This window comes from Streptomyces sp. NPDC037273, from assembly GCF_055603625.1.
Map to the genome: position 1 here is coordinate 326102 of NZ_JBVJVO010000003.1, position 21487 is coordinate 347588.

Sequence of the window (21487 nt, forward strand, 5' to 3'; positions counted from 1 at the left end):
CTCGGCAGTCGGTCCCGGCCATCCTCGCGGGGCGGGGACGCCGGGACCAACACGTTTCGCCACCGAGGGGTCACGCGGCGGACTCGCCGGCCGGCGAGCGGAACCGGCCGGCGAGGGGTGCGTACGGGGCGGACCCGGCGGGGTCAGGGGCGCGGTGCCTCGTGCTCGACGAAGTGCTCGACGCGGTTGAGTTGACGGCGGGCGGTGGTGGGGGTGCCGTAGGTGCGGTCCCAGGTGATCGGGGCGATGGTGACGTGGCCGCGGTCGAGCAGCCAGGTGGAGTCGGCGTCGTCACGGCCCTCGGCGCACTCGCCCTCGCCGCTGCCGTCGACCGGGCAGAGGCCGAGCGCGATGTCGAAGGAGTCGCCGTTACCGCGCTGCTCGAAGGCGTGGTAGACGACGGCGCCGTCGCCGACGCTCGTCCACACCGGGGCCTTCGCACGCGCGCCCGTGCTGACGTCCGGGTAGTCGACCTTCAGGGCGAACTCCGGGGTCAGCAGCCCGCGCTGCTTGAGGCCCGCGACGAAGCGGGCGCCGAACTCGGCGTTGGCCCGGTAGTTGACGCGGGGGAAGTACAGGTTGCTGTCGTCGCCGGACGAGGAGAAGGCGATGGCGGGGACGCCCTGGTCGACGGCGGCGACGGCCGCGCCGACCGTGCCGGAGTCGTTGACGCTGGCGGAGACGTTGGGGCCGGAGTTGATGCCGGTGAGGACGAGGTCGGGGGCCTCGGTCCAGCCGGCCTTGGCCTTGAGTCCGGCGCGCAGGGCGAGCTTGACGGTGTCGGCCGGGGTGGCGGACGGGGAGTCCTTGGCGCAGGGGCCGTCGGAGAGGCAGACGCCGTAGACGGCGCCGCCGGCCGGGGCCTGGGCGCAGTCGTTCTCGTATCCGGCGGGCAGGGTGGTGCGGCGCTGGGCGGTGACGACGCCGCCGTTGGTGACGGCGGTGCCCTTGCCCGACTGGACCTGCCAGGGGGCCATGACGACGACGTCGGCGCCCGCGGCGCACATCGCGCGGCGGAGCTCGTACAGGCCGAGGCCGTCGGAGTTGCTCGCCTTGGCGGCCTGCATGGAGTCGTCGTTGGAGAGGAGGATCCGCATCCCGGCGAGGGGCTGTGCGGCGGAGCCGGTGGTGCCGGCGGGGGTCGCCGCGTAGGCCGTGACGCCGGCGGTGGCGAGCAGGACGGATCCCGCGAGGGCGAGGAAGGCGCGCTTGCGCATGGAGAACCCTTCAGGTGCATGACATGCGGGCAGGTGAAGAGGATCCGGGGGCCCGGCCCCCCACGGGCAGGCCCCCGGATCGTGCGCGGGGTCGTTCAGGTCCCCCGCGGTCTCGGGGTGCGGCGACGCTCGTCGCCGGGGTGTCCCGGCGGTGGTCGCCGCCGGTGGCGCGGCGGTGGCGCCGCCGGGACACCGGCTGGTGCGGCTACCGGGCCGCCGCCGGGACACCGGCTGGTACGGCTACCGGGCCGCGGCCGGGTCCGGGTCCGGGGTCAGGTCCAGGCCGTGGCCGTGGGGGAAGACCGGGTCGGCCGTGTCGTTGGGGACGTCGGGGCGGGAGGCCTCGACGGCCGCCATCGAGCGCGGCAGCTCGAAGGGCAGCCGGCCCTCGGCCCTGGCCCGGCCGAAGGCCACGTCGAGCAGGGCCTCGTCGCTCGCGCCGTAGTCGGCGATCAGCGCGGCCGCGTGCTCGGCGATCTCCGGGAGGACGGCGGGCCGCTCCAGGTTGACGCAGACCACCGTCGGCACGGCGGCGAGCAGTCCGAGGATCCGGGCCAGCTCCTCGTCGGGGAAGGCGAGGGAGCCGGAGTGGAAGAAGGACTCGAAGCGGTTGGGCCGCTCCTCGTACGGGGTGCGCAGCCGCAGCACCGCGAGGTCGGCCTCGGCGGGCCCGGCGACGACCTCGCCGTACGCCGCCGCGACCGCCGGGTCGACGTTCTCCACGTGCAGCTTCGGCCGGCCCGTGAGGGGGAGCGGTCCGTCGGTGAGGACGGTGAGGGAGCGGCGCTGGGCGGCGGCGCCGAGCGCCGCGAAGTCGGCGCGGCCGACGGTCTCGGCGGCCTCGTCGGGGTCGACGTACCGGCGCCGGTCGAAGAGGCCGAGCAGGAACTTCTCGCGCAGCAGGCGGCGTACGGAGGCGTCGACGCGCGCCTCGGGGACTCGGCCCCGCTCGACGAGCTCCACGATCACCCCGGGGCACTCCTCGCCGCCGAACTGGTCCGCGCCGGCGTCGAGCGCCTTCGCGGCCCGCTCGGCCACGCTGAGGTGCTCGACGCCCCAGGCGCGGGCCTCGTGCGGCTCGCCGAAGATCGAGGAGTCCTCCAGGAGGCCCCAGTCGGTGCAGACGATGCCGGTGAAGCCGAGCTGCTCGCGGAGCAGGCCGGTGATGACGCCCTTGTTGAAGCCGAAGCCGACCTCTTCCCAGTCGGTGCCGATCGGCTGGCCGTAGTACGGCATCATCTGCGAGCAGCCGGCGGCGATGGCGGCCTTGAAGGGCTCCAGGTGGTGCTCGCGCATGCCGCCCGGGTAGACCTGCTCCTTGCCGTGCGGGAAGTGCGGGTCCTCGCCGTCCTTCTGCGGGCCGCCGCCGGGGAAGTGCTTGACCATCGCGGCGACCGAGTCCGGGCCGAGCTCGGGGCCCTGGAGGCCGCGGACGTACGCCTCGACCAGCTCGCCCGTGAGCTTCGCGTCGGAGCCGAAGGTGCCGGACTGGCGCGACCAGCGGGGTTCGGTGGCGAGGTCGATCTGCGGGTGGAGCGCGGTGCGGAAGCCGACGGAGAGGTATTCGCGGCGGACGGTGTCGGCGAAGCGGAAGACCAGCTCGGGGTCGCCGATCGCGGCGAGGCCGAGGGCCTCGGGCCAGGCGGAGAAGGCGCCGGCGTTGAAGGAGGCGCCGATGTTGTCCGTGAAGGCGTGGCGGGGGTCGGTGGAGAGCGATACGGGGATGCCGAGCCGGGTGCTCTCGGCCATCTCCTGGATCGCGTTGTGCCAGAGCGCCATCTCGCGGGCGCCGTAGGTGCCGAGCAGGTTGAAGTGGGTGAGCTTCAGGTCCTGGATCAGCTCCGGGGTGGTGCGCTCCAGCATCTCGCCGTCGGTCTCGGTCACCGGGGTGCCGTCGGCGTTCATCATCAGCATCGTGTGGAAGAGCTGTCCGGCCTTCTCCTCCAGCGTCATGCGCGAGAGGAGGTCCTCCACGCGCTCGTCGACGGGGCGGGTGGGGTCCTGGTACGGGTGCATGTCAGGGCTCCTGGGTGTGGCCGGATAGAGCGGTTCCGCCCTGGGACGTCGTCGGGCCGGACGCGAAAACCGAGTGACTGCTTGGTTTCTCGCGCCCTCAGGCTAAGTGTGAAAACCGAGTGGCCACTAGGTTTCTGGAATGTGTCCTGGGTCACAAGAGAAAAGGGCCTTTCCGGGCCGGTCTAAGGTGGCCCCATGCCGGAGAACACGGGCCGAACGCCCCGCAAGAGCGCAGGCCGGGGCGGTTACGCGGTCGGTGACGCGCGCCGCCAGAAGATCCTGGACACCGCGATCGACCACTTCGGACGCTGGGGCTTCCACGCCTCCTCGCTCGCCCGGATCGCCCACGACTGCGGCATCACCCAGGGCGGTCTGCTGCACCACTTCCGCAGCAAGGAGGACCTGCTCCTCTCGGTCCTCGCGCAGAGCGAACAGCACGACGTGGAGCGCCTGTTCGGCGAGGACCCCGTCTCGTACGCGGCCTACCTCGACACCCTCGTCGCCCTGATCGAGGAGAACACCCGGCGCCCCGGCATCGTCCGCATGTTCAACGTCCTGGTCGGCGAGTCCGGCAACATCGGCCACCCCGCCCACGAGTACTTCAAGGAGCGCTACGCGCGCGTGCTCCGGCACACCGTGGAACTCCTGGACGCGGCCGTGCTGCGCGGCGAACTGCGCCCCGGCATCAACTGCCTCGCCGTCGCCCAGGAGCACCTCGCCGTCATGGACGGCTTCCAGATCCAGTGGGCGCTCGACCCGTCCTCGATGGACATGCCGGCCCGCGTCCGCGACTACCTCCGCCGCCGGTACGCGGAGATCGCGGCCTCCGGCGCCTGACGGGGGCCCGGCCGGGCCAAGCCTCAGGGGTTCGTCGGCGGCCCGCCCTCCGGCAGGGCGGCGAAGACCCGCTGCAGGGCCGGCGGACGCTCCCCGTCGTCCGCGACCACGAGATGGTGGCGGTACGTGACGTAGTACTGGAACCCGTCGGGGATCGGGGCGCCGGTCGGCCGCGCCGGAACCCGGGCGTACGCGGGGTCCTCCAGGGCCGCCCGCAGCTCGGCGGTGCCGGCCGGGGTCATCCGCCCGCTCCTGGGCGGCTTGGTCCCGGAGTCGACGGTCCAGCCGCCGTCGTAGTGCACGACGAGCTGGTTACGGACCCCGGCGAGGCCGCCGTTGACGACCACCTCGACCAGCACCTCGGAAGGCTGCGGGTCCCGCGACGCGCTCGCGGACGCCGTCGTCGCGACCGTGGCCGGAGGATCCGCCGACGGCGCGGCGGTCGCGCCCGCCTCCGAGGCCGACCCACCCGGCGCCGGCGGCACCCCGGGCCCGCAGCCGCTCGCACCGCCGACGGCCAGCGCCGCCGCGAGCAGCAGCGACCCGCACCACTTCCCCCGTACACCTCGCGTCATGGATCGAGCATGCCCCGTCCGGTGCCTTCCGCGCAGCCGGACGGGCGGGTCGGCGGGCCCGGCGGGCGGGGGACCGGGTCCGGGCGCCGCCGCGGGCGGGGAGGGTGTCCGTCCCGCCCCGGGCTCAGGCGCCGTCGCGGACGATTCCGGTGATGCGGCCGCGGTAGCGCCAGTCGAGGGAGTCGTAGAGGGCGAGGCCGTCGGTGGTGGCGGCGAGGATGCCGGTGGTGGCGCCGGCCTGGGCGGCCGCGGCCTCCAGGGTGCGCATGACGTTGGAACCCAGGCCGCGGCGCCGGTGGGCGGCGTCGGTCTCGATCTGGTCGGCGACGGCGGTGGAGCCGGTGGGGGCGATCCGGCCGGAGGCGGCGAGGGTGCCGTCCTGGGCGAGGATCCGGACCAGGATGACGCCGTCCCGGGTCTCGGTGGTCCGGGCGTACCCCTCCGGCGGCGCGGGCCGCGCGCCCGCGTCCAGCGGCTTGACCATCATGTAGCCGGGGTCGTCGGGGACCGTCCAGCCCGCGGTGATCCAGGGGGTCACCTCCTCCGGGGGTGCCATCACCTTGAGCCAGCTGTACGGCTCCGTGAGGCGGGCGCAGAGCGCGCCGACGGAGGCCGCGTCGGGGGCGGGCAGGACGTGCCGCACGACGTGGCGGGGCAGGCCGACGTCGATGCGGTGGCCCCAGGGCTCGGGCACGGCGGCCGGAGTGCCGCGGGAGACGGTCCAGCCCGCCACCCAAGCCGATGTAATGGCTGCTATATCCATACAGGCATTACATCCCGCGCCACGCGCCCGCGTGGGGGTGATCGCTCAGAGCGAACGGGCGGCCGGGAACATTCGTGGGCTCACATGCATTGAGTCGGTACAGCTCAACTTGACTGCCGAAGGGGAGATCATGGCTTCTGAGTCCAAGCCGTCCGTGCCGCTCACTCTGCCTGTGCTGCCGCTCGATGACGAGGTCGTGCTGCCCGGCATGGTGGTTCCGCTCGACCTGTCCGACACCGATGTACGGGCCGCCGTGGAGGCCGCCCAGGCCGCCGCCAGGTCCGGCGCCGGCAAGCCGCGGGTGCTGTTGGTGCCCCGGGTGGACGGGACGTATGCCGGAACGGGCGTCCTGGGCACCGTCGAGCAGGTGGGGCGGCTGTCGGACGGCGACCCCGGCGCGCTGATCCGCGGCATCGGGCGCGTGCGCATCGGCGCCGGCACCACGGGACCCGGCGCCGCCCTGTGGGTCGAGGGGAGCACCGTCGAGGAGACGCTGCCCGACCCGCTGCCCGGCTCCGTGACCGAACTGGTCAAGGAGTACAAAGCCCTCGCGACCAGCTGGCTCAAGAAGCGCGGAGCCTGGCAGGTCGTCGACCGCGTCCAGCAGATCGACGCGGTCGGAGCCCTCGCGGACAACGCCGGGTACTCGCCCTTCCTCACCGTCGAGCAGAAGGTCGCGCTCCTGGAGGCCGCGGACCCGGTCGCCCGCCTCAAGCTGGCCACCGCCCAGCTCCGCGAGCACCTCGCCGAGCAGGACGTCGCCGAGACCATCGCCAAGGACGTCCAGGAGGGCGTCGACAAGCAGCAGCGCGAGTTCCTGCTCCGCCGCCAGCTCGAAGCCGTGCGCAAGGAGCTCCGCGACCTCAACGGCGAGGCCGAGGGCGACGAGTCCGACGACTACCGCGCCCGCGTGGAGGCCGCCGACCTGCCCGAGAAGGTGCGGGAGGCCGCCCTCAAGGAGGTCGAGAAGCTGGAGCGGTCCAGCGACCAGTCCCCCGAGGGCTCCTGGATCCGCACCTGGCTCGACACCGTTCTCGAACTGCCCTGGAACGAGCGGACCGAGGACCAGTACGACATCCGGGGCGCCCGCGCCGTCCTCGACGCCGAGCACGCGGGCCTGGACGACGTGAAGGAACGCATCACCGAGTACCTCGCGGTGCGCAAGCGGCGCTCCGAGCGCGGCCTCGGTGTCGTCGGCGGCCGCCGCGGCGGAGCCGTACTCGCCCTCGTCGGCCCGCCCGGCGTCGGCAAGACGTCCCTCGGCGAGTCCGTCGCCCACGCCATGGGCCGGCAGTTCGTCCGGGTCGCCCTCGGCGGCGTCCGCGACGAGGCGGAGATCCGCGGTCACCGGCGCACCTACGTCGGCGCGCTGCCCGGCCGGATCGTCCGGGCCATCAAGGAGGCCGGGTCCATGAACCCGGTGGTCCTGCTCGACGAGATCGACAAGGTCGGCTCCGACTTCCGGGGCGACCCGGCGGCGGCCCTCCTCGAAGTCCTCGACCCCGCGCAGAACCACACCTTCCGCGACCACTACCTGGAGGTCGAACTCGACCTCTCCGACGTCGTCTTCCTCGCCACCGCCAACGTCCTCGAAGCCATCCCTGAGGCGCTCCTCGACCGCATGGAGCTCGTCCGGCTCGACGGCTACACCGAGGACGAGAAGGTCGTCATCGCCCGCGACCACCTGCTCCCGCGCCAGCTGGAGCGGGCCGGACTGGAGCCCGGCGAGGTCGTCCTCGAGGACGCGTCGCTGCGGAAGCTGGCCGGCGAGTACACCCGTGAGGCGGGCGTCCGCACCCTGGAGCGGTCGATCGCCCGGCTGCTCCGCAAGGTCGCGGCGCAGCACGAACTGGGCGACCGGGAGCTGCCGTTCACCGTCACGCCGGATGACCTGCGCGAGCTCATCGGCCGGCCGCACCACGTGCCCGAGTCCGCCCAGGACCCGGCCGAGCGGCGCACGGCGGTGCCCGGTGTCGCCACCGGGCTCGCCGTGACCGGCGCGGGCGGTGACGTGCTCTTCGTCGAGGCGTCCCTCGCCGACCCCGAGACCGGCGCCGCCGGGCTCACCCTCACCGGGCAGCTGGGCGACGTGATGAAGGAGTCCGCGCAGATCGCGCTCTCCTTCCTCCGCTCGCACGGCGCGGAACTGGAACTGCCCGTCACCGGCCTCAAGGACCGGGGCGTGCACATCCACTTCCCGGCGGGCGCGGTCCCGAAGGACGGACCGAGCGCGGGCGTCACCATGACGACCGCCCTCGCCTCGCTGCTGAGCGGCCGCCTGGTCCGTACGGACGTGGCCATGACCGGCGAGGTGTCCCTCACCGGCCGGGTCCTCCCGATCGGCGGCGTGAAGCAGAAGCTCCTCGCCGCGCACCGGGCGGGCATCACCACGGTCGTGATCCCCAAGCGGAACGAGGCCGATCTGGACGACGTCCCGGCCGAGATCCTGGAGAAGCTGGAGGTCCACCCGGTGACGGACGTCCGGCAGGTCCTGGAGATCGCGCTCGCCCCGGCAGCGGTGCCGGTCGGCGTGGCCGCGTAACGGCCGGGCGGCGACGGACGGATGAGCGGGGTGTCCTCTGCGGGCACCCCGCTTCCGCGTGTCCGGATGTCAGTCGGGGCTGGCATGCTCGTACGCATGAACGACGACGCCTTCTGGGCTCTCATCGACGAGTTGAGCCGCCGCCCCGGTGACCGGGACGAGCGTCTGGAGTGGCTGCGGGCGGAGCTGATACGGCGTCCGGCCGCCGAGAGCGTGGCGTTCCAGGTCCGGCTCGAAGCCGCGTGCGACGCCGCCCACACGCGCGCGGTGTGGACGGCCGCCAACCGCGTCGAGAGCGGTGCCTGCACCGACGACGGCCTGCACTACTTCACGCTCTGGCTGGTCGGCCAGGGACGCGAGGTGTACGAGTCGGTCGTCGCCGATCCCGACGCGCTCGCCGACGTGCCCGAGGTGCTGGCGCTCGCCGGCCGGGACCGCGACGACTGGCACGACCACGAGTGGCCCGAGTGGGAGGAGCTCGACTACGTCGCGCAGGACGTCTTCGACGAGCTGACCGGCCAGGAGGACGACGAGGGCGACGAGTTCCTCGACGCGGTCGAGGAGCTCGCCGAGGAACTCGGGGAAGGGTTCGGCGGAGAACCCGGTGGAGAGTGGGAAGAGGGCGGGCTGACCCGGGGGGCTCGGCCGGAGGGGTTGGCGATACCCCGGCTCACCGCCCTCTTCCCGCTCGGATCGTCCGGCTCCTAGGAGGCGGACGAGTTCCGGCGCCGGCCCAGGAGGAGGCTGCCGGCCGCGAAGGCGGCGATGGCGCCCGCGCCCGCGAGGGCGAGGGGGAGCGGCGAGGAGGGCGAGGTGCCGGCCTCGGCGGAGAGGGCCGGGGCCTGCTCGTCGCCGCCGTGGCCCGCGTGGCTCACGGTGGACAGGGCCGCGCCGGCCGCGATCTTGGACTCGGTCGGGGCCTGGGCCTTGGCGGCCGTGCCCGTCGCCGTACCGCCGAAGGTGACGTCCGAGCAGCTGTAGAAGGCCTCGGGGCTGTCGTTGCGCTGCCAGACCTTGTAGACGATGTGGCGGCCGGTGCGGGCCGGCAGCTGACCGGTGAAGTTGTAGTAGCCGTCGGTCGAGGTGCGGGTGGTGTTGTAGACGGCGACGGGGGTCGCGTCCAGGTCCGACCACTTGAGCGGCTGCGTCGGGTCGAAGCCCGGCTTGGTGATGTAGACGGTCATGGTGCCCGAGTGGGGCGCGGTCACCCGGACCTTGAAGTCGAAGGAGCCCGCGGCGACGGCCGTGGACGGCCAGTCGGTCCGCGCCCAGTCGAGGGCGCGGTACTTGGCGCGGTTCGCCGAACAGAGCTTGCCGTCCGGGATGAGCGCCCGGTGCTGCCCGTCGGCGTTGGCGATGTTGACCTCGTTCCAGTCGTAGAGCGGCTGGGTGCCGGAGTCGGCGACGAGGTCCTTGCACACCTGCGACTTGGGCGTCTCCGGGCCCTCGGCGTAGCAGGCGGCGATCCGGCTGACGGGGTTGAAGACGGCTCCGTGCGCGCCGGCCGTGGTGGGGGTGAGGGCGACGAGCGCGGCGGCCGACAGGGTGGCGGCGACGGCGGGGGTGCGGCGGTAGGAGGCCATGCGGGGGCTCTCTCTCGTGCGTGGGGGAGTACGGGACGAGCAACGCGCGCCGGTCGCACGGGAGTTGCGTCCGGGCGACCGCCGTAGAGCCTCGCATTGGTCCATACCAATGGGCAAGGGGTGGCGTCGAAAAAGCCGCGGCGGCCCCCCGGGGTGCCGCACACCCGGGGAGCCGCCGCGGACCGAGGGACGCGCCGAAGGCCAGGTCAGCCGTTCGCGAGCGCCTGTACGCGCGAGTAGTCGCCGTTGAAGTGGTTGTGGTCGCCGACCGTGGGGCCGGAGGAGGTGTACTGCCAGATGGTGTAGTACGGCCAGCCGGCCGGGAGTTCGCCGACCTCGGCGGCGTACCGCGCGATCCACAGCGGGTTGGTGTTCGCGAACGCGGCGGAGTTGCCGGTGCACTGCTTCCACCAGCTCGTCGCCGTGTAGATCACCGGGTCGCGGCCCGTCCGGTACCGGTAGCGGTTCACGAAGTCCTGGATCCAGGCGACCATCCCGGAGGCGGTCTTGCCGTAGCAGGTCGCGCCGTACGGGTTCCACTCGATGTCGAGCACCCCCGGCAGCGTCCTGCCGTCCTTCGACCAGCCGCCGCCGTTGTTCACGAAGTAGTCGGCCTGGGCCGCGCCGCTCGTCGTGTCCGGGGTGGCGAAGTGGTACGTGCCCCGGATCATGCCGACGTTGTACGAGCCGGTGTACTGCTGCGTGAAGTACGTGTTCTTGTAGTACGTGCCTTCCGTCGCCTTGACGTAGGCCCACTTGACCCCGCTGTTCCACAGCGTGGACCAGGCCACGTTCCCGTTGTGGCTGGAGACGTCCACGCCTTCCGTCTGGGCGGCCAGGGTCGCCGCGCCGCCGGCGGGCTTCGCGCCCTTCCCGTCGTGCGCGATCACGCCCATGCCCATGTAGGCCGAACCGCGCTGCGGCGCGACCCGGGTGCCGGGGTCCTGGGCGGCGCCGGCCGGACCGGCGAGGGGCAGGAGCAGGGCCAGCGCCGCCAGTGCGGCGCCGGCGAGGGTCGTTCCGGATCTGTGCACACGCATTGCGTGCCTCCGAAAGGCTCGGTGGGGGGAGCTCTGTTGGGGGAGCGGACGCACGCCGCCCACAGCTCATGGTGTGGACATGTCAGTCATGCGCCGGGGATGACGCTACGCACGTAGACCCACCCGGCGGAAGGGGGCCTGGTCGCCGCCGTTGGTCTACTCCTGCGAAATACTGGGGGAGCTGCGGCGATGGCCGTGGAGGGAAGAAACTTTCAGCCGCCGGAAACCGGCGGCCGGACGGGCCGGACATCCGCCGGAGAACGCGTGGGAGGTGCTGACGTGCACGGAAGCGGTACGGGAAGTGAGGGCCGGGGCGTCGGGACCGGAGGGGTGGATCCGGAGTTCCTGGCCCTGGAGCGGGAGCTGGCGGTGTTCCTGCGCAGGGCGCGGGCGCAGTCGGGGGAGATGGCGCGCGAGGTGCATCCCGAGCTGGAACCGGCGGCGTACGGCCTGTTCGTGCGGCTGGACGAGGTGGGGCCGCAGCGCGCGACGGAGCTGGCCGGCTACTTCGGGGTCGGCAAGGCGACGATGAGCCGGCAGCTGAGGGCGCTGGAGATGCTGGGGCTCGTCGTGCGGGACCCGGACCCGGCCGACGGGCGGGCGTCGCTGGTGCGGCTGACCGAGGAGGGGCGCGACCGGTTCCGGCACGTGCGGGACGCGCGGCGGGAGCGGTACGTGCGGAAGCTGGTGGACTGGGACCGCGGGGAGGTCGCCGAACTGGCCAGACTGCTGCACCACTTCAACGTACGGGCCGAGGGCTGACCCCCACGGGCGGTCAGAGCTCCACGTAGACGGCCGTGGCGTCGTCGTGGCGCTTCCAGCGGTGGGCGCCGCCGGTCTCGGCGTCCGCGGTCTCCAGGGAACGGACGCGGCGAAGGAGGGCGGCCGGGCCCTCGTCGCGGAGGAGGGCGAGACAGGCCGTCCAGTCGCCGGCGGCGAAGAGGTCGACCCAGCGGCTCGCGCCGTCGGTGAGCGCGGCCAGGGCGCGCACGTCCGTGCGCGGGGTGGTGCCGGTCACGGCGCGCGCGGCGACGGCGGGGTCCGCGGCGGCCGTGAAGAAGCCGCCCTCCTGGTTGCGGAGACGGTCGGTCGCGGCGAGGGAGCGGCGGACCTCGTCGGGGACCCGGTCGAGCCGGTCGTCGAGGACGGCCCGGACCGTGCCGTCCGGCGCCTCCAGGAGGAGGGTGGAGTCGGAGAGCACGAGATGCTCGACGGAGGCCTCGTCCCAGCGGGCGAGGACGACGGTCGCCTGGGGCGTACGCACGTGAGAAAGGTCACAGGTTCCACGGTGGGCGTCCGCGGTGCGCCGGATTGCCCGCGACAGGATCTCGGACAGGGGCATGTCCGGCCGGGAAGCGGACAGTTCGGTCAAAGCCCCGCCGAGGCGTGCGGTGAACCAGGGCACCGTGTGCACACAACCGTCATCACCGGCGGGTGGTGTGACGCCGTCGAGCAGCACGACGGTTCCGCCGCGGCCCGCGACGGGCAGAGCACTGGCCACCCAGTCCTCGTTGGGGCGTTCGGGACTGCCGGGGAGGGTGGCGACATCGCTGCGCATGAGCCCCAGTGTGCCCGCCCCCGGCGCGAGGGGCGCGCGCTCCTTCACGGGACCTGCAAATGACCGGAAATGGCCTGTACCAAGCGGAAGACCGGGGCGCGAGAGGCGGAACGGACACCTCCGGGGAGCTGCGGGCGGGCATCCTGCCAAAGCCCGCCCGGAAGATCCAACCGGGGGCCCGCGGGGGCGCGCGACGCGCCCCCGGGGAAGTTGTTCGCCAACTCAGGAGTGTTGTTCACTCGTTCGGGTGGCGGAGCGGCCGATGCGCGCCCCCTTCCCAGAAGCGCTGGAATGGTCGGAAGCCGTACCAGGGGTGGGGGCGCTCCATGTGACCGGTCGTCACCTCTGCTTTGTGGGCGGACGAGTCAAGAATGCGAGCACCGGTGCAGATGAAGCGGCCTCGGAGCAAGAACGGCACGCGGAGCCAGGCCCCCGGTGCGGAGCCGACCCCTGAGGGCGCGACGGCACAGCCCAAGAGCCCCGCGGGCCGGCCCAAGCGCGTCCGCACCCGTCTCGTCGCGGGCGTCGCCCTGGTCGGCGTCACCGTACTCGCCGCCGGCGCCCCCGCCGTCCTCGCCGCCTCCGCCGAGCTGACCGACTCCCAGCGCCTGGTCACCCTCGCCGAACTCGACCGGCAGGCCGTCACGCTGGCCCACTCCCTCGCCGACGAGCGCGACCAGGTCGTCGCGTACATCGCCGCCGGCCGCGACGCCCAGACCGGCGACGCCAAGCACAAGCGGCAGATCACCGACACAGGATCCACCCGCGTCGACCGGCAGATCGACGAGATCCGCCCCGCCGCCCCCACCGAACTCCGCCGCGACCTCGCCGGCGTGCCCTCCATCCGCCGCACCGCGCTCACCGGCAAGGGCACGGCGATCGAGGCCCACAAGGCGTACTCGGACGTCATCGCCAAGCTCCAGGCCCTCGCCGACGAGCTCGCCGACCAGACCCCCGGCCGCGCCGCCGACGCCTCGCTCACCGAGGCCACCCGCGCCCCGGCCGCCCTCGGCCGCGCCGTCGAACAGGCCTCCGCCACCCGCGGACTGCTCGTCGCCGCGCTCTCCGTGCCGCAGCCCGAGCCCACCGGGGAAGTCCACTACGACGCCACGACCGGCACCTACGTCGCCGACGAGCCGGAAGGCGCCGCGGAGGCCGAGCACGCCCGCGACGCCCTCAGCGCCGCCGCCCAGCAGGCCCGCGTCCGCGAACTCGCCGCCCTCGGCGACTTCGACCAGGCCGCCGGAGCCTCCGCCCGCGACTCCCTCGCCGCCACCGTCACCGGCCCCGACGTCAAGACCGCCGAACGCCGGCTCGCGGCCCTCACCGACCAGCCCCGGCTCACCGAGTCCGAGCGCGCCACCGACCCGGCGGGCCTGGAATCCGTGCTCTCCGCCCGCATCGAGCAGATGCGCGGGGTCGAGTCCGCCCTCGCCGCCGAGCGCGTCGAGCGCTTCGGCGCGCTCCGCGACGACGACGTCACCGCCCTCGAACTGCGCCTCGCCTTCCTCGGCGGCTGCTTCCTGGTCGCCATCGGCATCTCCACCTATGTCGCCCGCACCCTCACCCGGCCGCTCGCCGTCCTCCGCATCGGCGCCGCGCGCCTTGCCGCCGCGCCCGCGCCGCAGACCGAGGAGCCGGTCCGCTTCACCGGCCGCAACGACGAGTTCGCCCAGGTCGTACGGTCCCTCAACACGCTGCACGGCAAGCTCGCCGGCCTCGCGGGGCACGCCGAGCGGCTCACCGACGAGCGGGCCGACCTCATCGCGGCCAAGGAGGCAGCGAGCGCCGAACTCGCCGCCCAGCGCGCCGACCTCCAGGGCCGCGTCGCCCTCCTCACCGCCGAGCTCGAACGGCTCAGGGGCACCGTCCACCACACCTTCGTCAACCTCTCGCTGCGCAGCCTCGGGCTCGTCGAACGCCAGCTCGGCGTCATCGAGAAGCTGGAGGAGCGCGAGCAGGACCCGGACCGCCTCGGCACCCTCTTCAAGCTCGACCACCTCGCGACTGTCATGCGCCGCCACAGCGAGAACCTCCTGGTGCTCGCCGGCCACGAGCACGTCCACGGCCACCCCGGGCCCGTCCCGCTGGTCGACGTGCTGCGCGCCGCCGTCAGCGAGATCGAGCGGTACGAGCGGGTCACCATCCAGTCCCTGCCGCCGCACGCCCAGGTCGCCGGCTTCGCCGCGGACGACCTGAGCCACCTGGTCGCGGAACTCCTGGAGAACGCCACCTCCTTCTCGCCGCCGGACGCCGAGGTCCAGCTCTCCGGCTGGCTCCTGGAGAGCGGCGAGGTGATGCTCTCCGTGCAGGACGCGGGCATCGGCATGACCGCCTCCCGGTTCGCCGAGCTCAACGCCCGGCTGGCCGAGGCCGACCCGGACGCCTTCGACGGCGAGGGCCTCGGCATGCGGGTCGTCGCGCTGCTCGCCGCCCGCCACGGCGTCCGCGTCGAGCTCCGCGAGCAGCAGCCGGGCGGCACGGCGGCCGTCGTCGTCCTCCCGCTGCCCCTGCTGCCCACCGCCCCGCCGGCCACCGTCTCCCACCCGGTACGGGTGGCGGGCTCGGCCCCCACGATCCACTTCCCCGGTTCGGCCGCCGAGGCCAACTCCAACACCCTTCCGTCCCGCACCCGCGACCCCCTCGTCGAGGCCGCCGAGCGCGCCATCCTCGCGGCGGAAGTCGCGGGCGAGCCGATCGCCCGCACCCCGGAACCGGAGCCGACGCCCGCACCCGCGGCGCCGTACGAGCCCGCGCCGGAGCCCGCGTACGCCCCCGAACCGGAACCCGAGCAGGCGCCCGCGCCCGAACCGGCGCCCGCGCCCGTCCGTGAGCGCGCTCCCCTCGGGGAGTCGGTCTCGGAGACCACGCTCCAGGTGCGGCTGCCCGACCCGCCGCCGGAGCCGGACGCGCACGAGCGGGCGGCGGAGCACGTCGAGGCCCGCCCCTCGGAGCCCCCGGCTCCCCACGCGGCGGAGCACGTCGAGGCCCCCCGCCCCTCGGAGCCCCCGGCTCCCCACGCGGCGGAGCACGTCGAGGCCCCCCGCCCCTCGGAGCCCCCGGCTCCGCACGCGGCGGAGCCGGAGACGGTCGTGGACGCGGGGGTTCCCGGACCGCGGCCGGCGCAGTGGGAGCGGGTGACCGACAAGGGGCTGCCGAAGCGCACCCCGCAGGTGGTGCGTCAGCCCGGCGCCGCCGCGACCACCCGGAAGAGCGGTGTGGACGCGGAGGCCCTCAGGCGGCGGCTCGGTGGCTTCCACCAGGGCGCCAAGGCCGGACGCCGCGACGTGGAGGCCGAGTTGGGCACGGAGCGGATGGACACGGCGCGGACCGAGGCCATAAGGACTGCACGTACAGAGGAGACGGCGGGGGACACAGTCGAGGAGGCACGCAGTTGACCGCGACGGGAACGTTCGGACTGAGCACGGAGGCCCGCAACCTGCAATGGCTGCTGGGCAATCTGGTCGAGGAGGTGCCCGGCGTCCGCTCGGTCGCCGTCGTCTCCTCCGACGGGCTGCTGCTGCTCTCGTCCGACCCGGCAGTCCAGCAGACCGCCGCACCGGCCGCCGCCGAACCCGGCCGTCCGGGCGGGCCGCGCGGCTCCAGCGCCGACCTGGCCACCATCGTCTCCGGCATCGGGAGCCTCACCATCGGCGCCGCGCGCCTGATGGACGGCGGCGGGGTCAAGCAGACCATGGTCGCGATGGAGGAGGGCAGCGTCTTCGTGATGTCGATCAGCGACGGCTCGCTGCTCGGCGTGCACGCCACGCCCGACTGCGACATGAGCGTCGTGGCGTACCACATGGCGCTCTTCGTGGGCCGCGCCGGGCACGTACTCACCCCCGAAGTCCGCAGCGAGCTGCGCAAGTCGATGGAGAGCCCCCAGTGACGTCCGCCTCCCACGTCCACAAGCTGCCGATACGAGGGGACGGGCGGCGCCCCGCGCGCGTGCGCCCCTACTCGCTGACCGGCGGCCGTACCCGCTTCGGGCACATCCTGCTCGTCGAGACCTTCGTGGCGGCGCTCGAAGCGCCCGCCGCCCGCAAGGTCCTGACGGACGGCGGGCCCGCGGCCCGCGGTCTGATGCCGGAGATGCGGGCCATCGTCGAGATCTGCCGCCGGATGCGGACGGTCGCGGAGATCTCGGCGCTTCTCAAGATGCCGTTGGGTGTCGTCCGGGTGCTGCTCAGCGACCTGGCCGACCAGGGAAAGATCCGTGTGTACGGGACCGGTCACGGCACCGGCCAGCCCGACCGCGCGCTCCTCGAAAGGGTGCTGAGTGGACTCCGTCGTCTCTGACGCCTCCGCCGTCTCCGAATCCCCGGCGCTCGCCGGCATCCCCTCCCAGCCGGGCGCGCCCGAACCGGACACGGTGGAGCCGGACCCCGAGGACGGCGCCCAGGACTGGCAGCTCGACCACTCCCGTGCCCCGATCGCGACGAAGGTCGTGGTCGCGGGTGGCTTCGGCGTCGGCAAGACCACCTTCGTCCGCGCGGTCTCGGAGATCACCCCGCTGCAGACCGAGGCGCTGATGACCCGGGCCAGCGAGGACACCGACGACCTCACCGCGACGCCGGACAAGCTGACCACCACGGTCGCGATGGACTTCGGCCGGATCACGCTCGACAACGACCTGGTGCTGTACGTCTTCGGCACGCCGGGGCAGCAGCGCTTCTGGTTCATGTGGGACGACCTGGTGCGCGGCGCGATCGGCGCGATCGTGCTCGCCGACACCCGGCGGCTGACGGACTGCTTCCCGGCCCTCGACTACTTCGAGAGCTGTGGGCTGCCGTACATCGTCGCCGTCAACCACTTCGAGGGCACCGAGGTGTTCGAGCCGGAGGACGTCAGGGAGGCCCTGACGGTCCCCGCGGACGTACCCGTGGTGATCATGGACGCGCGCAAGCGCTACAGCGTCGTCGAGAGCCTGCTCGCGATGGTCGCGCACGCGCTCGAAGCCACCCCCGAATAGCCCTCCCCGTAGCTCACAGTCGCCAGGAGCACCACCCATGCGGAAGATACTCATAGTCGGCGCGGGCCAGTCCGGTCTGCAGCTCGCCCTCGGACTCCAGACGCGGGGGTACGAGGTCACCCTCATGTCGAACCGCACGGCGGACGAGATCCGGTCCGGCCGGGTCATGTCCACCCAGTGCATGTTCGACACCGCGCTCCAGCACGAGCGGGACCTCGGGCTCAACTTCTGGGAGTCCCAGGCCCCCCGGATCGACGGCCTCGGCGTCTCCGTCGCCGGGCCCGACTCCGCCCGCGTGATCGACTGGGTCGGCCGGCTCGACGGCTACGCCCAGTCCGTCGACCAGCGCGTGAAGATGGCCGGCTGGATGGAGACCTTCGCGCAGCGCGGCGGCCAGCTGGTGATACACGGCGTGGCCGTCGGCGACCTCGACTACTTCTCCCGTGGCTACGACCTGGTGCTCGTCGCCGCCGGCAAGGGCGAACTGGTCTCCATGTTCGGCCGCGACGCCGCCCGTTCGCCGTACACCGAGCCGCAGCGCGCGCTGGCCGTCGCGTACGTGCACGGCCTCGGCCCGCGCCCCGAGCACCCCGACTTCGACGCGGTCCGCTGCAACGTGGTGCCGGGCGTCGGCGAGCTCTTCGTGATGCCGACCCTCACCACCGGCGGCCGCGCCGACATCCTCTTCTGGGAGGGCGTCCCCGGCGGCCCGCTCGACGTCTTCCAGGGCGTCAAGGACCCCGCGGACCATCTGGCGCTGACGCTGGAGCTGATGGAGAAGTTCACGCCCTGGGAGTACGCGCGGGCCACCAAGGTCGAGCTGACCGACGCGGGCGGCACCCTCGCCGGCCGGTACGCGCCGACCGTCCGCAACCCGATCGGCCGGCTCCCCGGCGGCGGTCTCGTCCTCGGCGTCGCCGACGTCGTCGTCGCCAACGACCCGATCACCGGGCAGGGCTCCAACTCGGCCGCCAAGTGCGCCGCCGCCTACCTCGCGGCCATCGTCGAGCACGGCGACAAGCCCTTCGACGAGGAGTGGATGCGGGGCGCCTTCGACCGCTACTGGCAGACCGCCCAGCACGTCACCAAGTGGTCCAACGCGATGCTCGCCCCGCCGCCGGAGCACGTCCTCAACCTGCTCGGCGCCGCCGGTCAGCTCCAGCCCGTCGCCGACCGCTTCGCGAACGGCTTCGACGACCCGGCCGACTTCGAGAACTTCTTCTTCGACCCGGAGAAGACGAACGCCTACCTGGCCGAGGTCACCGGCGGCTGACCGGAGCGCTCGCCTCCGAAAAGAGTTCGATCCGCCGGCCGGAGTGTTCGAGAATCTCCCCATGTCCCTCTCGAACACCCTGGCCCGCGTCGACGCCGACCTCGCCGCGGGCCGCGTCCCGATGGCGCGCCAGCGCCTGCGCGGCCTCGTCTCCTCCTTCCCGTGGGACCTGACCCTCCGCCGCCGCCTCGCCGAGGTCTACCGGCTGTACGGCGACGCGGCGGAGGCGGGCCGCTGGATGTACCTCGAAGAGGACCGGGACGCGGCGGAGACGGCCGCCTTCGAGGAGCGGTACGAGACCGTCGGGCGGCGGATGAGGGCGCTCGCCTGGAGCGGCCCCGAAGCGCTGGCCGCCACGCCCTTCGCCGAGGGGCAGCTGACGGCCCTGCGGACGGCCCGCGCCGAGGAGACCGGCGAGCCGGTCGACTGGGACCAGCCCCTCTCGTACGAGGAGGACGCCGGAGCGCCCTTCAGCGCCGAGCCGAAGAAGCTCGGTGACACCCTCGCGGACCTCGGCTGCATCCTGGCGGCCGTCGTGATCGTGGGCTCCATCGGCTTCTTCTGGGTGCTGGGCGTCAAGTCCCTCTTCGAGTAGGCCGGTCCTACGACGCGGAGGGCAGGTCGTACCCCGCGTCCCCGCCCTCCCGCGCCCCCGCCGGGAGCTCCGGAGGCGTGTACGTCTCCAGGGCCGGGCCGTCGGGATCGGGGCGTACGGCTCCGAGCAGCGGGTTCGCGGCGACGGGGGAGACCTTGACCTTGCCGCCGGGGCGGGGGGCCTGCACGACCAGGCCGCCGCCGAGGTAGAGGGCCACGTGGGTGGCGCCGGGGAAGTACACGACCAGGTCGCCGGGGCGGAGCTCGGCGAGGGCGACGCGGGGGAGGGTCGCCCACTGTTCCTGGCTGGTCCGGGGGATCTCGCGCCCCGCGGCGGCCCACGCCCGCTGGGTCAGCCCGGAGCAGTCGTACGTGTCCGGGCCCTCCGCCCCCCATTCGTACGGCTTGCCGATCTCGCCCACCGCGAAGCGCAGCGCCTCGGCGCCCGCGCCGGACGGGGTGCGGGTGCCGTCCAGGACGCCGGAGTCGAGCAGTTCGCGCTGGGCGCCCGCGGTCTGGACGCGTTCGAGTTCGGTGAGCCGGGTGAGCTGCTCGGGCGAGAGGCCCGCGAGCAGCTTCTCCACCTCCCGCAGCTTCCTCGTCACCTCGTCGCGCCGGGTGCGCTGCGTCGCCGCGAGGCCCTGCTGCCGGTCGAGGGCCTTGCGCGAGGCGCTCGCCAGGGCGTCCGCCTTCCGCTCGGCCCCTTCGAGCCGCTCGACCGCCGTGGCCCTCCCGCGGGCCGCCCGGTCCATCAGGTGCCCCTGGTCGAGCGCGGACTGGGGGTCCGGCGAGAACAGCAGCCGCAGGTACGAGGAGAACTCGGACCTGCCCTGGTACTGCTGCCTGGCGATCCGCCCCGCCTCGGCCCTCCCCTGCGCGAGCGCGGTCCGCGCTGCCGTCAGCCGGGCCGTGACCTTCCTGGTGTCGGCCGTCTGCACCTTCAGCGCCTCCTCGGCCGCGTTGAACCGCTCGGTCGCCTCCTCGGCCTGCTGGTACAGCGCCCGCAGCCGGGTCAGGAGCGCGGTCACGGAGTCGCCGCCGGGGGGCGGGAGCGCGGCAGCGGTGTCGGTGGGGTCCGTCGGGGGGACGGCGGCGTCCTGGGGCGTCGGCGGGAGGCCCGTGGCGGGTGCCGAGGGGCCGACCGGTTCCGCCGCCGGGTCGACCGGGCCGACCGGGCCGACCGGTTCCGCCGACGGGTCGACCGGGCCGACCGGTTCGGCCGAGGGGTCGGCCCAGGCGACGGGGGCCTCGGCCGGGGGGTCCGCGGGCGGGTCGGGCGGGGCGGCGCCGGTGGCGGGGAGGGCGCCGGTGAGGGCGGTCACCGCGGCGAGCGCCCCCGTGCAGACCGTGCGCAGCAGCTTGTGTGACACGTCACCACCTCCACGGGGATGATGACGTCTCAATTCATATGATCAGCGCACGAACCGGGGCGCGTCCGGCGTGCTCACCCGTTCGGCTCAGCGTCCCTCGCGGTGGCGCCGCCGCCCGGCTTGGACCACGGCCACTTCAGTTCGCGGCGCTCGCGGCCCTCGGGGGCGTACTGGTAGACCCAGCCGCGCTGGAGGCCGAGCCGCTTGGTGTACCCCGCGGGCTCGCGCCGGTAGGTGTGGAGGGTCGGCGGGTGTCCGTCGTGGGCCGGGACGGGAATCTCGTACCACTTCGGCGGGTGGCCGGTCGGGCCGACCAGGATCGGCAGGGCCCGGCCGTCCAGGGGCCCGCCGCGGAAGGGGGTGTTCTCGCTCTTCACACCCCCAGTCTCTCTCCTACAGCAGGTGCGCCGCCTCGCCGACCACCGGGATGACCCGGCGGGCGAGCGTCGCCACCGGGCCGGTGGCCGTCTCCTGGGAGAGGAGCCGCCGGACGACCGCGGCCGTCTCGGGGTCGCTCGCGGTGGTCGCCGCGAGCAGGGCGACGAGGTGGTCGACGAGCCAGTCGCGGAGCTCGGGGGCCGGGGGCTGCTTCTCCTCGTCGAGCCAGATGAGGGAGGCGGCCTCCACGGCGGCGATCCACGTCCGGACCAGCATGGAGAGCCGGGGGCCCGGCCGCTCCACCCCGAGGTGGACGAGGATCTGCTCGGCGGCGGCCCGCCGCACCTCGTCCACGATCGCGCTGGTGCGGGAGGTCTCGGCGACGCTGCCGCCGCGCAGCAGCGCGCTGAACCCGGCGTCGTGCTCGTCGACGAAGACCAGGTAGCGGTCGAGGACCCGGCCGAGCCGCTCGGTGGGCGGCCCTTCCGGCGGCTCGGCGAAGCAGCGGTTGAGGGCGTCGGCGGAGGAGCGCAGGGCAGCCTCGTACAACTGCTGTTTGCCGCCGGGGAAGTACCGGTAGACGAGGGGCCGCGACACCCCGGCCGCCTCGGCGACGTCGTCGAGCGAGACGTCCTCGGGCGTCCGGTGCGCGAAGAGCCCCAGGGCGGCGTCGAGCAGCTGCCCGCGCCGCTCCTCGACGGTGAGCCTGCGGTACGCGGGAGTGGCGGCGCTGGTCATGCCCGCAGCGTAACCGTGGAAGGGTCCCCTC

At 73.7% G+C, this 21487-nt stretch carries 20 protein-coding genes; 10 read left to right on the forward strand and 10 right to left on the reverse strand.

Features of this window, described 5'->3' with window-relative positions; translation table 11 throughout:
* Positions 1-143: 143 nt before the first annotated feature.
* Positions 144-1217 (reverse strand): 5'/3'-nucleotidase SurE, encoded by a 1074-nt coding sequence (gene surE, locus ACZ7G1_RS10825; protein ID WP_470872398.1) that lies wholly within the window; start codon positions 1215-1217, stop codon positions 144-146.
* Positions 1218-1457: 240 nt separating this feature from the next.
* Positions 1458-3233, reverse strand: a complete 1776-nt coding sequence (locus ACZ7G1_RS10830) for a glycoside hydrolase family 3 protein (protein WP_470872396.1) — start codon at positions 3231-3233, stop codon at positions 1458-1460.
* Positions 3234-3428: 195 nt separating this feature from the next.
* On the opposite strand from ACZ7G1_RS10830, the gene ACZ7G1_RS10835 reads away from it, so the two are divergent.
* Positions 3429-4070, forward strand: a complete 642-nt coding sequence (locus tag ACZ7G1_RS10835) for a TetR/AcrR family transcriptional regulator (RefSeq protein WP_470872394.1) — start codon at positions 3429-3431, stop codon at positions 4068-4070.
* A 23-nt stretch (positions 4071-4093) separates the two neighbouring features.
* On the opposite strand, the gene ACZ7G1_RS10840 is transcribed toward ACZ7G1_RS10835, so the two are convergent.
* Both ACZ7G1_RS10840 and ACZ7G1_RS10845 read right to left on the reverse strand, forming a co-directional pair.
* The gene (locus ACZ7G1_RS10840; protein WP_470872392.1) at positions 4094-4645 is read right to left on the reverse strand and encodes a hypothetical protein; all 552 of its coding nucleotides are present in this window, start codon (positions 4643-4645) and stop codon (positions 4094-4096) included.
* A 124-nt stretch (positions 4646-4769) separates the two neighbouring features.
* Entirely contained in the window at positions 4770-5378 is a 609-nt protein-coding gene (locus ACZ7G1_RS10845; RefSeq protein ID WP_471204070.1) for a GNAT family N-acetyltransferase, read from the reverse strand.
* Positions 5379-5538: 160 nt separating this feature from the next.
* Here ACZ7G1_RS10845 and lon point away from each other — a divergent pair, with 160 nt between their 5' ends.
* Together lon and ACZ7G1_RS10855 are read left to right on the forward strand one after the other, a co-directional pair.
* On the forward strand, positions 5539-7950 hold the full coding sequence (gene lon / locus ACZ7G1_RS10850; RefSeq protein ID WP_470872389.1) for an endopeptidase La: 2412 nt from the start codon (positions 5539-5541) through the stop codon (positions 7948-7950).
* Positions 7951-8046: 96 nt separating this feature from the next.
* On the forward strand, positions 8047-8658 hold the full coding sequence (locus ACZ7G1_RS10855) for a DUF4240 domain-containing protein (RefSeq protein WP_470872388.1): 612 nt from the start codon (positions 8047-8049) through the stop codon (positions 8656-8658).
* Here the strand turns inward: ACZ7G1_RS10855 and ACZ7G1_RS10860 are convergent.
* Both ACZ7G1_RS10860 and ACZ7G1_RS10865 read right to left on the reverse strand, forming a co-directional pair.
* Complete coding sequence (locus tag ACZ7G1_RS10860) at positions 8655-9533, reverse strand: lytic polysaccharide monooxygenase auxiliary activity family 9 protein (protein WP_470872386.1); 879 nt, start codon at positions 9531-9533, stop codon at positions 8655-8657. The genes ACZ7G1_RS10855 and ACZ7G1_RS10860 overlap by 4 nt on opposite strands.
* 206 nt (positions 9534-9739) lie before the next feature.
* Positions 9740-10573, reverse strand: a complete 834-nt coding sequence (locus tag ACZ7G1_RS10865) for a lysozyme (protein WP_470872385.1) — start codon at positions 10571-10573, stop codon at positions 9740-9742.
* A 279-nt stretch (positions 10574-10852) separates the two neighbouring features.
* Here ACZ7G1_RS10865 and ACZ7G1_RS10870 point away from each other — a divergent pair, with 279 nt between their 5' ends.
* Positions 10853-11335, forward strand: a complete 483-nt coding sequence (locus ACZ7G1_RS10870; protein WP_470872383.1) for a MarR family winged helix-turn-helix transcriptional regulator — start codon at positions 10853-10855, stop codon at positions 11333-11335.
* A 13-nt stretch (positions 11336-11348) separates the two neighbouring features.
* On the opposite strand, the gene ACZ7G1_RS10875 is transcribed toward ACZ7G1_RS10870, so the two are convergent.
* Positions 11349-12131: a hypothetical protein gene (locus ACZ7G1_RS10875; RefSeq protein WP_470872381.1), complete on the reverse strand. Its 783-nt coding sequence runs from the start codon at positions 12129-12131 to the stop codon at positions 11349-11351.
* A gap of 371 nt (positions 12132-12502) precedes the next feature.
* Here ACZ7G1_RS10875 and ACZ7G1_RS10880 point away from each other — a divergent pair, with 371 nt between their 5' ends.
* The 6 genes from ACZ7G1_RS10880 to ACZ7G1_RS10905 all read left to right on the forward strand — a co-directional run bounded on the left by ACZ7G1_RS10880 (position 12503) and on the right by ACZ7G1_RS10905 (position 18971).
* The gene (locus ACZ7G1_RS10880; RefSeq protein ID WP_470872380.1) at positions 12503-15529 is read left to right on the forward strand and encodes a sensor histidine kinase; all 3027 of its coding nucleotides are present in this window, start codon (positions 12503-12505) and stop codon (positions 15527-15529) included.
* A complete protein-coding gene (locus ACZ7G1_RS10885) occupies positions 15526-16020 on the forward strand; it encodes a roadblock/LC7 domain-containing protein (protein ID WP_470872378.1) in 495 nt (164 codons plus the stop codon). Before ACZ7G1_RS10880 ends, ACZ7G1_RS10885 begins: the two co-directional genes overlap by 4 nt.
* Positions 16017-16430: a DUF742 domain-containing protein gene (locus tag ACZ7G1_RS10890; protein ID WP_470872376.1), complete on the forward strand. Its 414-nt coding sequence runs from the start codon at positions 16017-16019 to the stop codon at positions 16428-16430. The genes ACZ7G1_RS10885 and ACZ7G1_RS10890 overlap by 4 nt, the downstream gene beginning before the upstream one ends.
* On the forward strand, positions 16411-17103 hold the full coding sequence (locus ACZ7G1_RS10895; protein ID WP_470872374.1) for a GTP-binding protein: 693 nt from the start codon (positions 16411-16413) through the stop codon (positions 17101-17103). Before ACZ7G1_RS10890 ends, ACZ7G1_RS10895 begins: the two co-directional genes overlap by 20 nt.
* Positions 17104-17140: 37 nt before the next feature.
* A complete protein-coding gene (locus ACZ7G1_RS10900) occupies positions 17141-18376 on the forward strand; it encodes a styrene monooxygenase/indole monooxygenase family protein (protein WP_470872373.1) in 1236 nt (411 codons plus the stop codon).
* Between the two features lie 61 nt (positions 18377-18437).
* A complete protein-coding gene (locus ACZ7G1_RS10905; RefSeq protein WP_470872372.1) occupies positions 18438-18971 on the forward strand; it encodes a DUF6584 family protein in 534 nt (177 codons plus the stop codon).
* A 7-nt stretch (positions 18972-18978) separates the two neighbouring features.
* Here ACZ7G1_RS10905 and ACZ7G1_RS10910 read toward each other — a convergent pair whose 3' ends face one another.
* The 3 genes from ACZ7G1_RS10910 to ACZ7G1_RS10920 all read right to left on the reverse strand — a co-directional run bounded on the left by ACZ7G1_RS10910 (position 18979) and on the right by ACZ7G1_RS10920 (position 21456).
* Positions 18979-20340 (reverse strand): C40 family peptidase, encoded by a 1362-nt coding sequence (locus ACZ7G1_RS10910; protein WP_470872370.1) that lies wholly within the window; start codon positions 20338-20340, stop codon positions 18979-18981.
* Between the two features lie 74 nt (positions 20341-20414).
* A complete protein-coding gene (locus tag ACZ7G1_RS10915) occupies positions 20415-20717 on the reverse strand; it encodes a hypothetical protein (RefSeq protein WP_470872369.1) in 303 nt (100 codons plus the stop codon).
* Between the two features lie 16 nt (positions 20718-20733).
* On the reverse strand, positions 20734-21456 hold the full coding sequence (locus tag ACZ7G1_RS10920) for a TetR/AcrR family transcriptional regulator (RefSeq protein WP_470872367.1): 723 nt from the start codon (positions 21454-21456) through the stop codon (positions 20734-20736).
* Between the last annotated feature and the right edge of the window lie 31 nt (positions 21457-21487).

Bases quoted from the DNA above. Each gene is read 5' to 3' on its own strand.
- ACZ7G1_RS10855 (WP_470872388.1), top strand. From the start codon at position 8,047: ATGAACGACGACGCCTTCTGGGCTCTCATCGACGAGTTGAGCCGCCGC.
- ACZ7G1_RS10880 (WP_470872380.1), top strand. From the start codon at position 12,503: ATGCGAGCACCGGTGCAGATGAAGCGGCCTCGGAGCAAGAACGGCACG.
- ACZ7G1_RS10875 (WP_470872381.1), bottom strand. From the start codon at position 12,131: ATGCGCAGCGATGTCGCCACCCTCCCCGGCAGTCCCGAACGCCCCAAC.
- ACZ7G1_RS10860 (WP_470872386.1), bottom strand. From the start codon at position 9,533: ATGGCCTCCTACCGCCGCACCCCCGCCGTCGCCGCCACCCTGTCGGCC.
- ACZ7G1_RS10905 (WP_470872372.1), top strand. From the start codon at position 18,438: ATGTCCCTCTCGAACACCCTGGCCCGCGTCGACGCCGACCTCGCCGCG.
- ACZ7G1_RS10840 (WP_470872392.1), bottom strand. From the start codon at position 4,645: ATGACGCGAGGTGTACGGGGGAAGTGGTGCGGGTCGCTGCTGCTCGCG.
- lon (WP_470872389.1), top strand. From the start codon at position 5,539: ATGGCTTCTGAGTCCAAGCCGTCCGTGCCGCTCACTCTGCCTGTGCTG.
- ACZ7G1_RS10835 (WP_470872394.1), top strand. From the start codon at position 3,429: ATGCCGGAGAACACGGGCCGAACGCCCCGCAAGAGCGCAGGCCGGGGC.
- ACZ7G1_RS10900 (WP_470872373.1), top strand. From the start codon at position 17,141: ATGCGGAAGATACTCATAGTCGGCGCGGGCCAGTCCGGTCTGCAGCTC.
- surE (WP_470872398.1), bottom strand. From the start codon at position 1,217: ATGCGCAAGCGCGCCTTCCTCGCCCTCGCGGGATCCGTCCTGCTCGCC.
- ACZ7G1_RS10865 (WP_470872385.1), bottom strand. From the start codon at position 10,573: ATGCGTGTGCACAGATCCGGAACGACCCTCGCCGGCGCCGCACTGGCG.
- ACZ7G1_RS10920 (WP_470872367.1), bottom strand. From the start codon at position 21,456: ATGACCAGCGCCGCCACTCCCGCGTACCGCAGGCTCACCGTCGAGGAG.
- ACZ7G1_RS10830 (WP_470872396.1), bottom strand. From the start codon at position 3,233: ATGCACCCGTACCAGGACCCCACCCGCCCCGTCGACGAGCGCGTGGAG.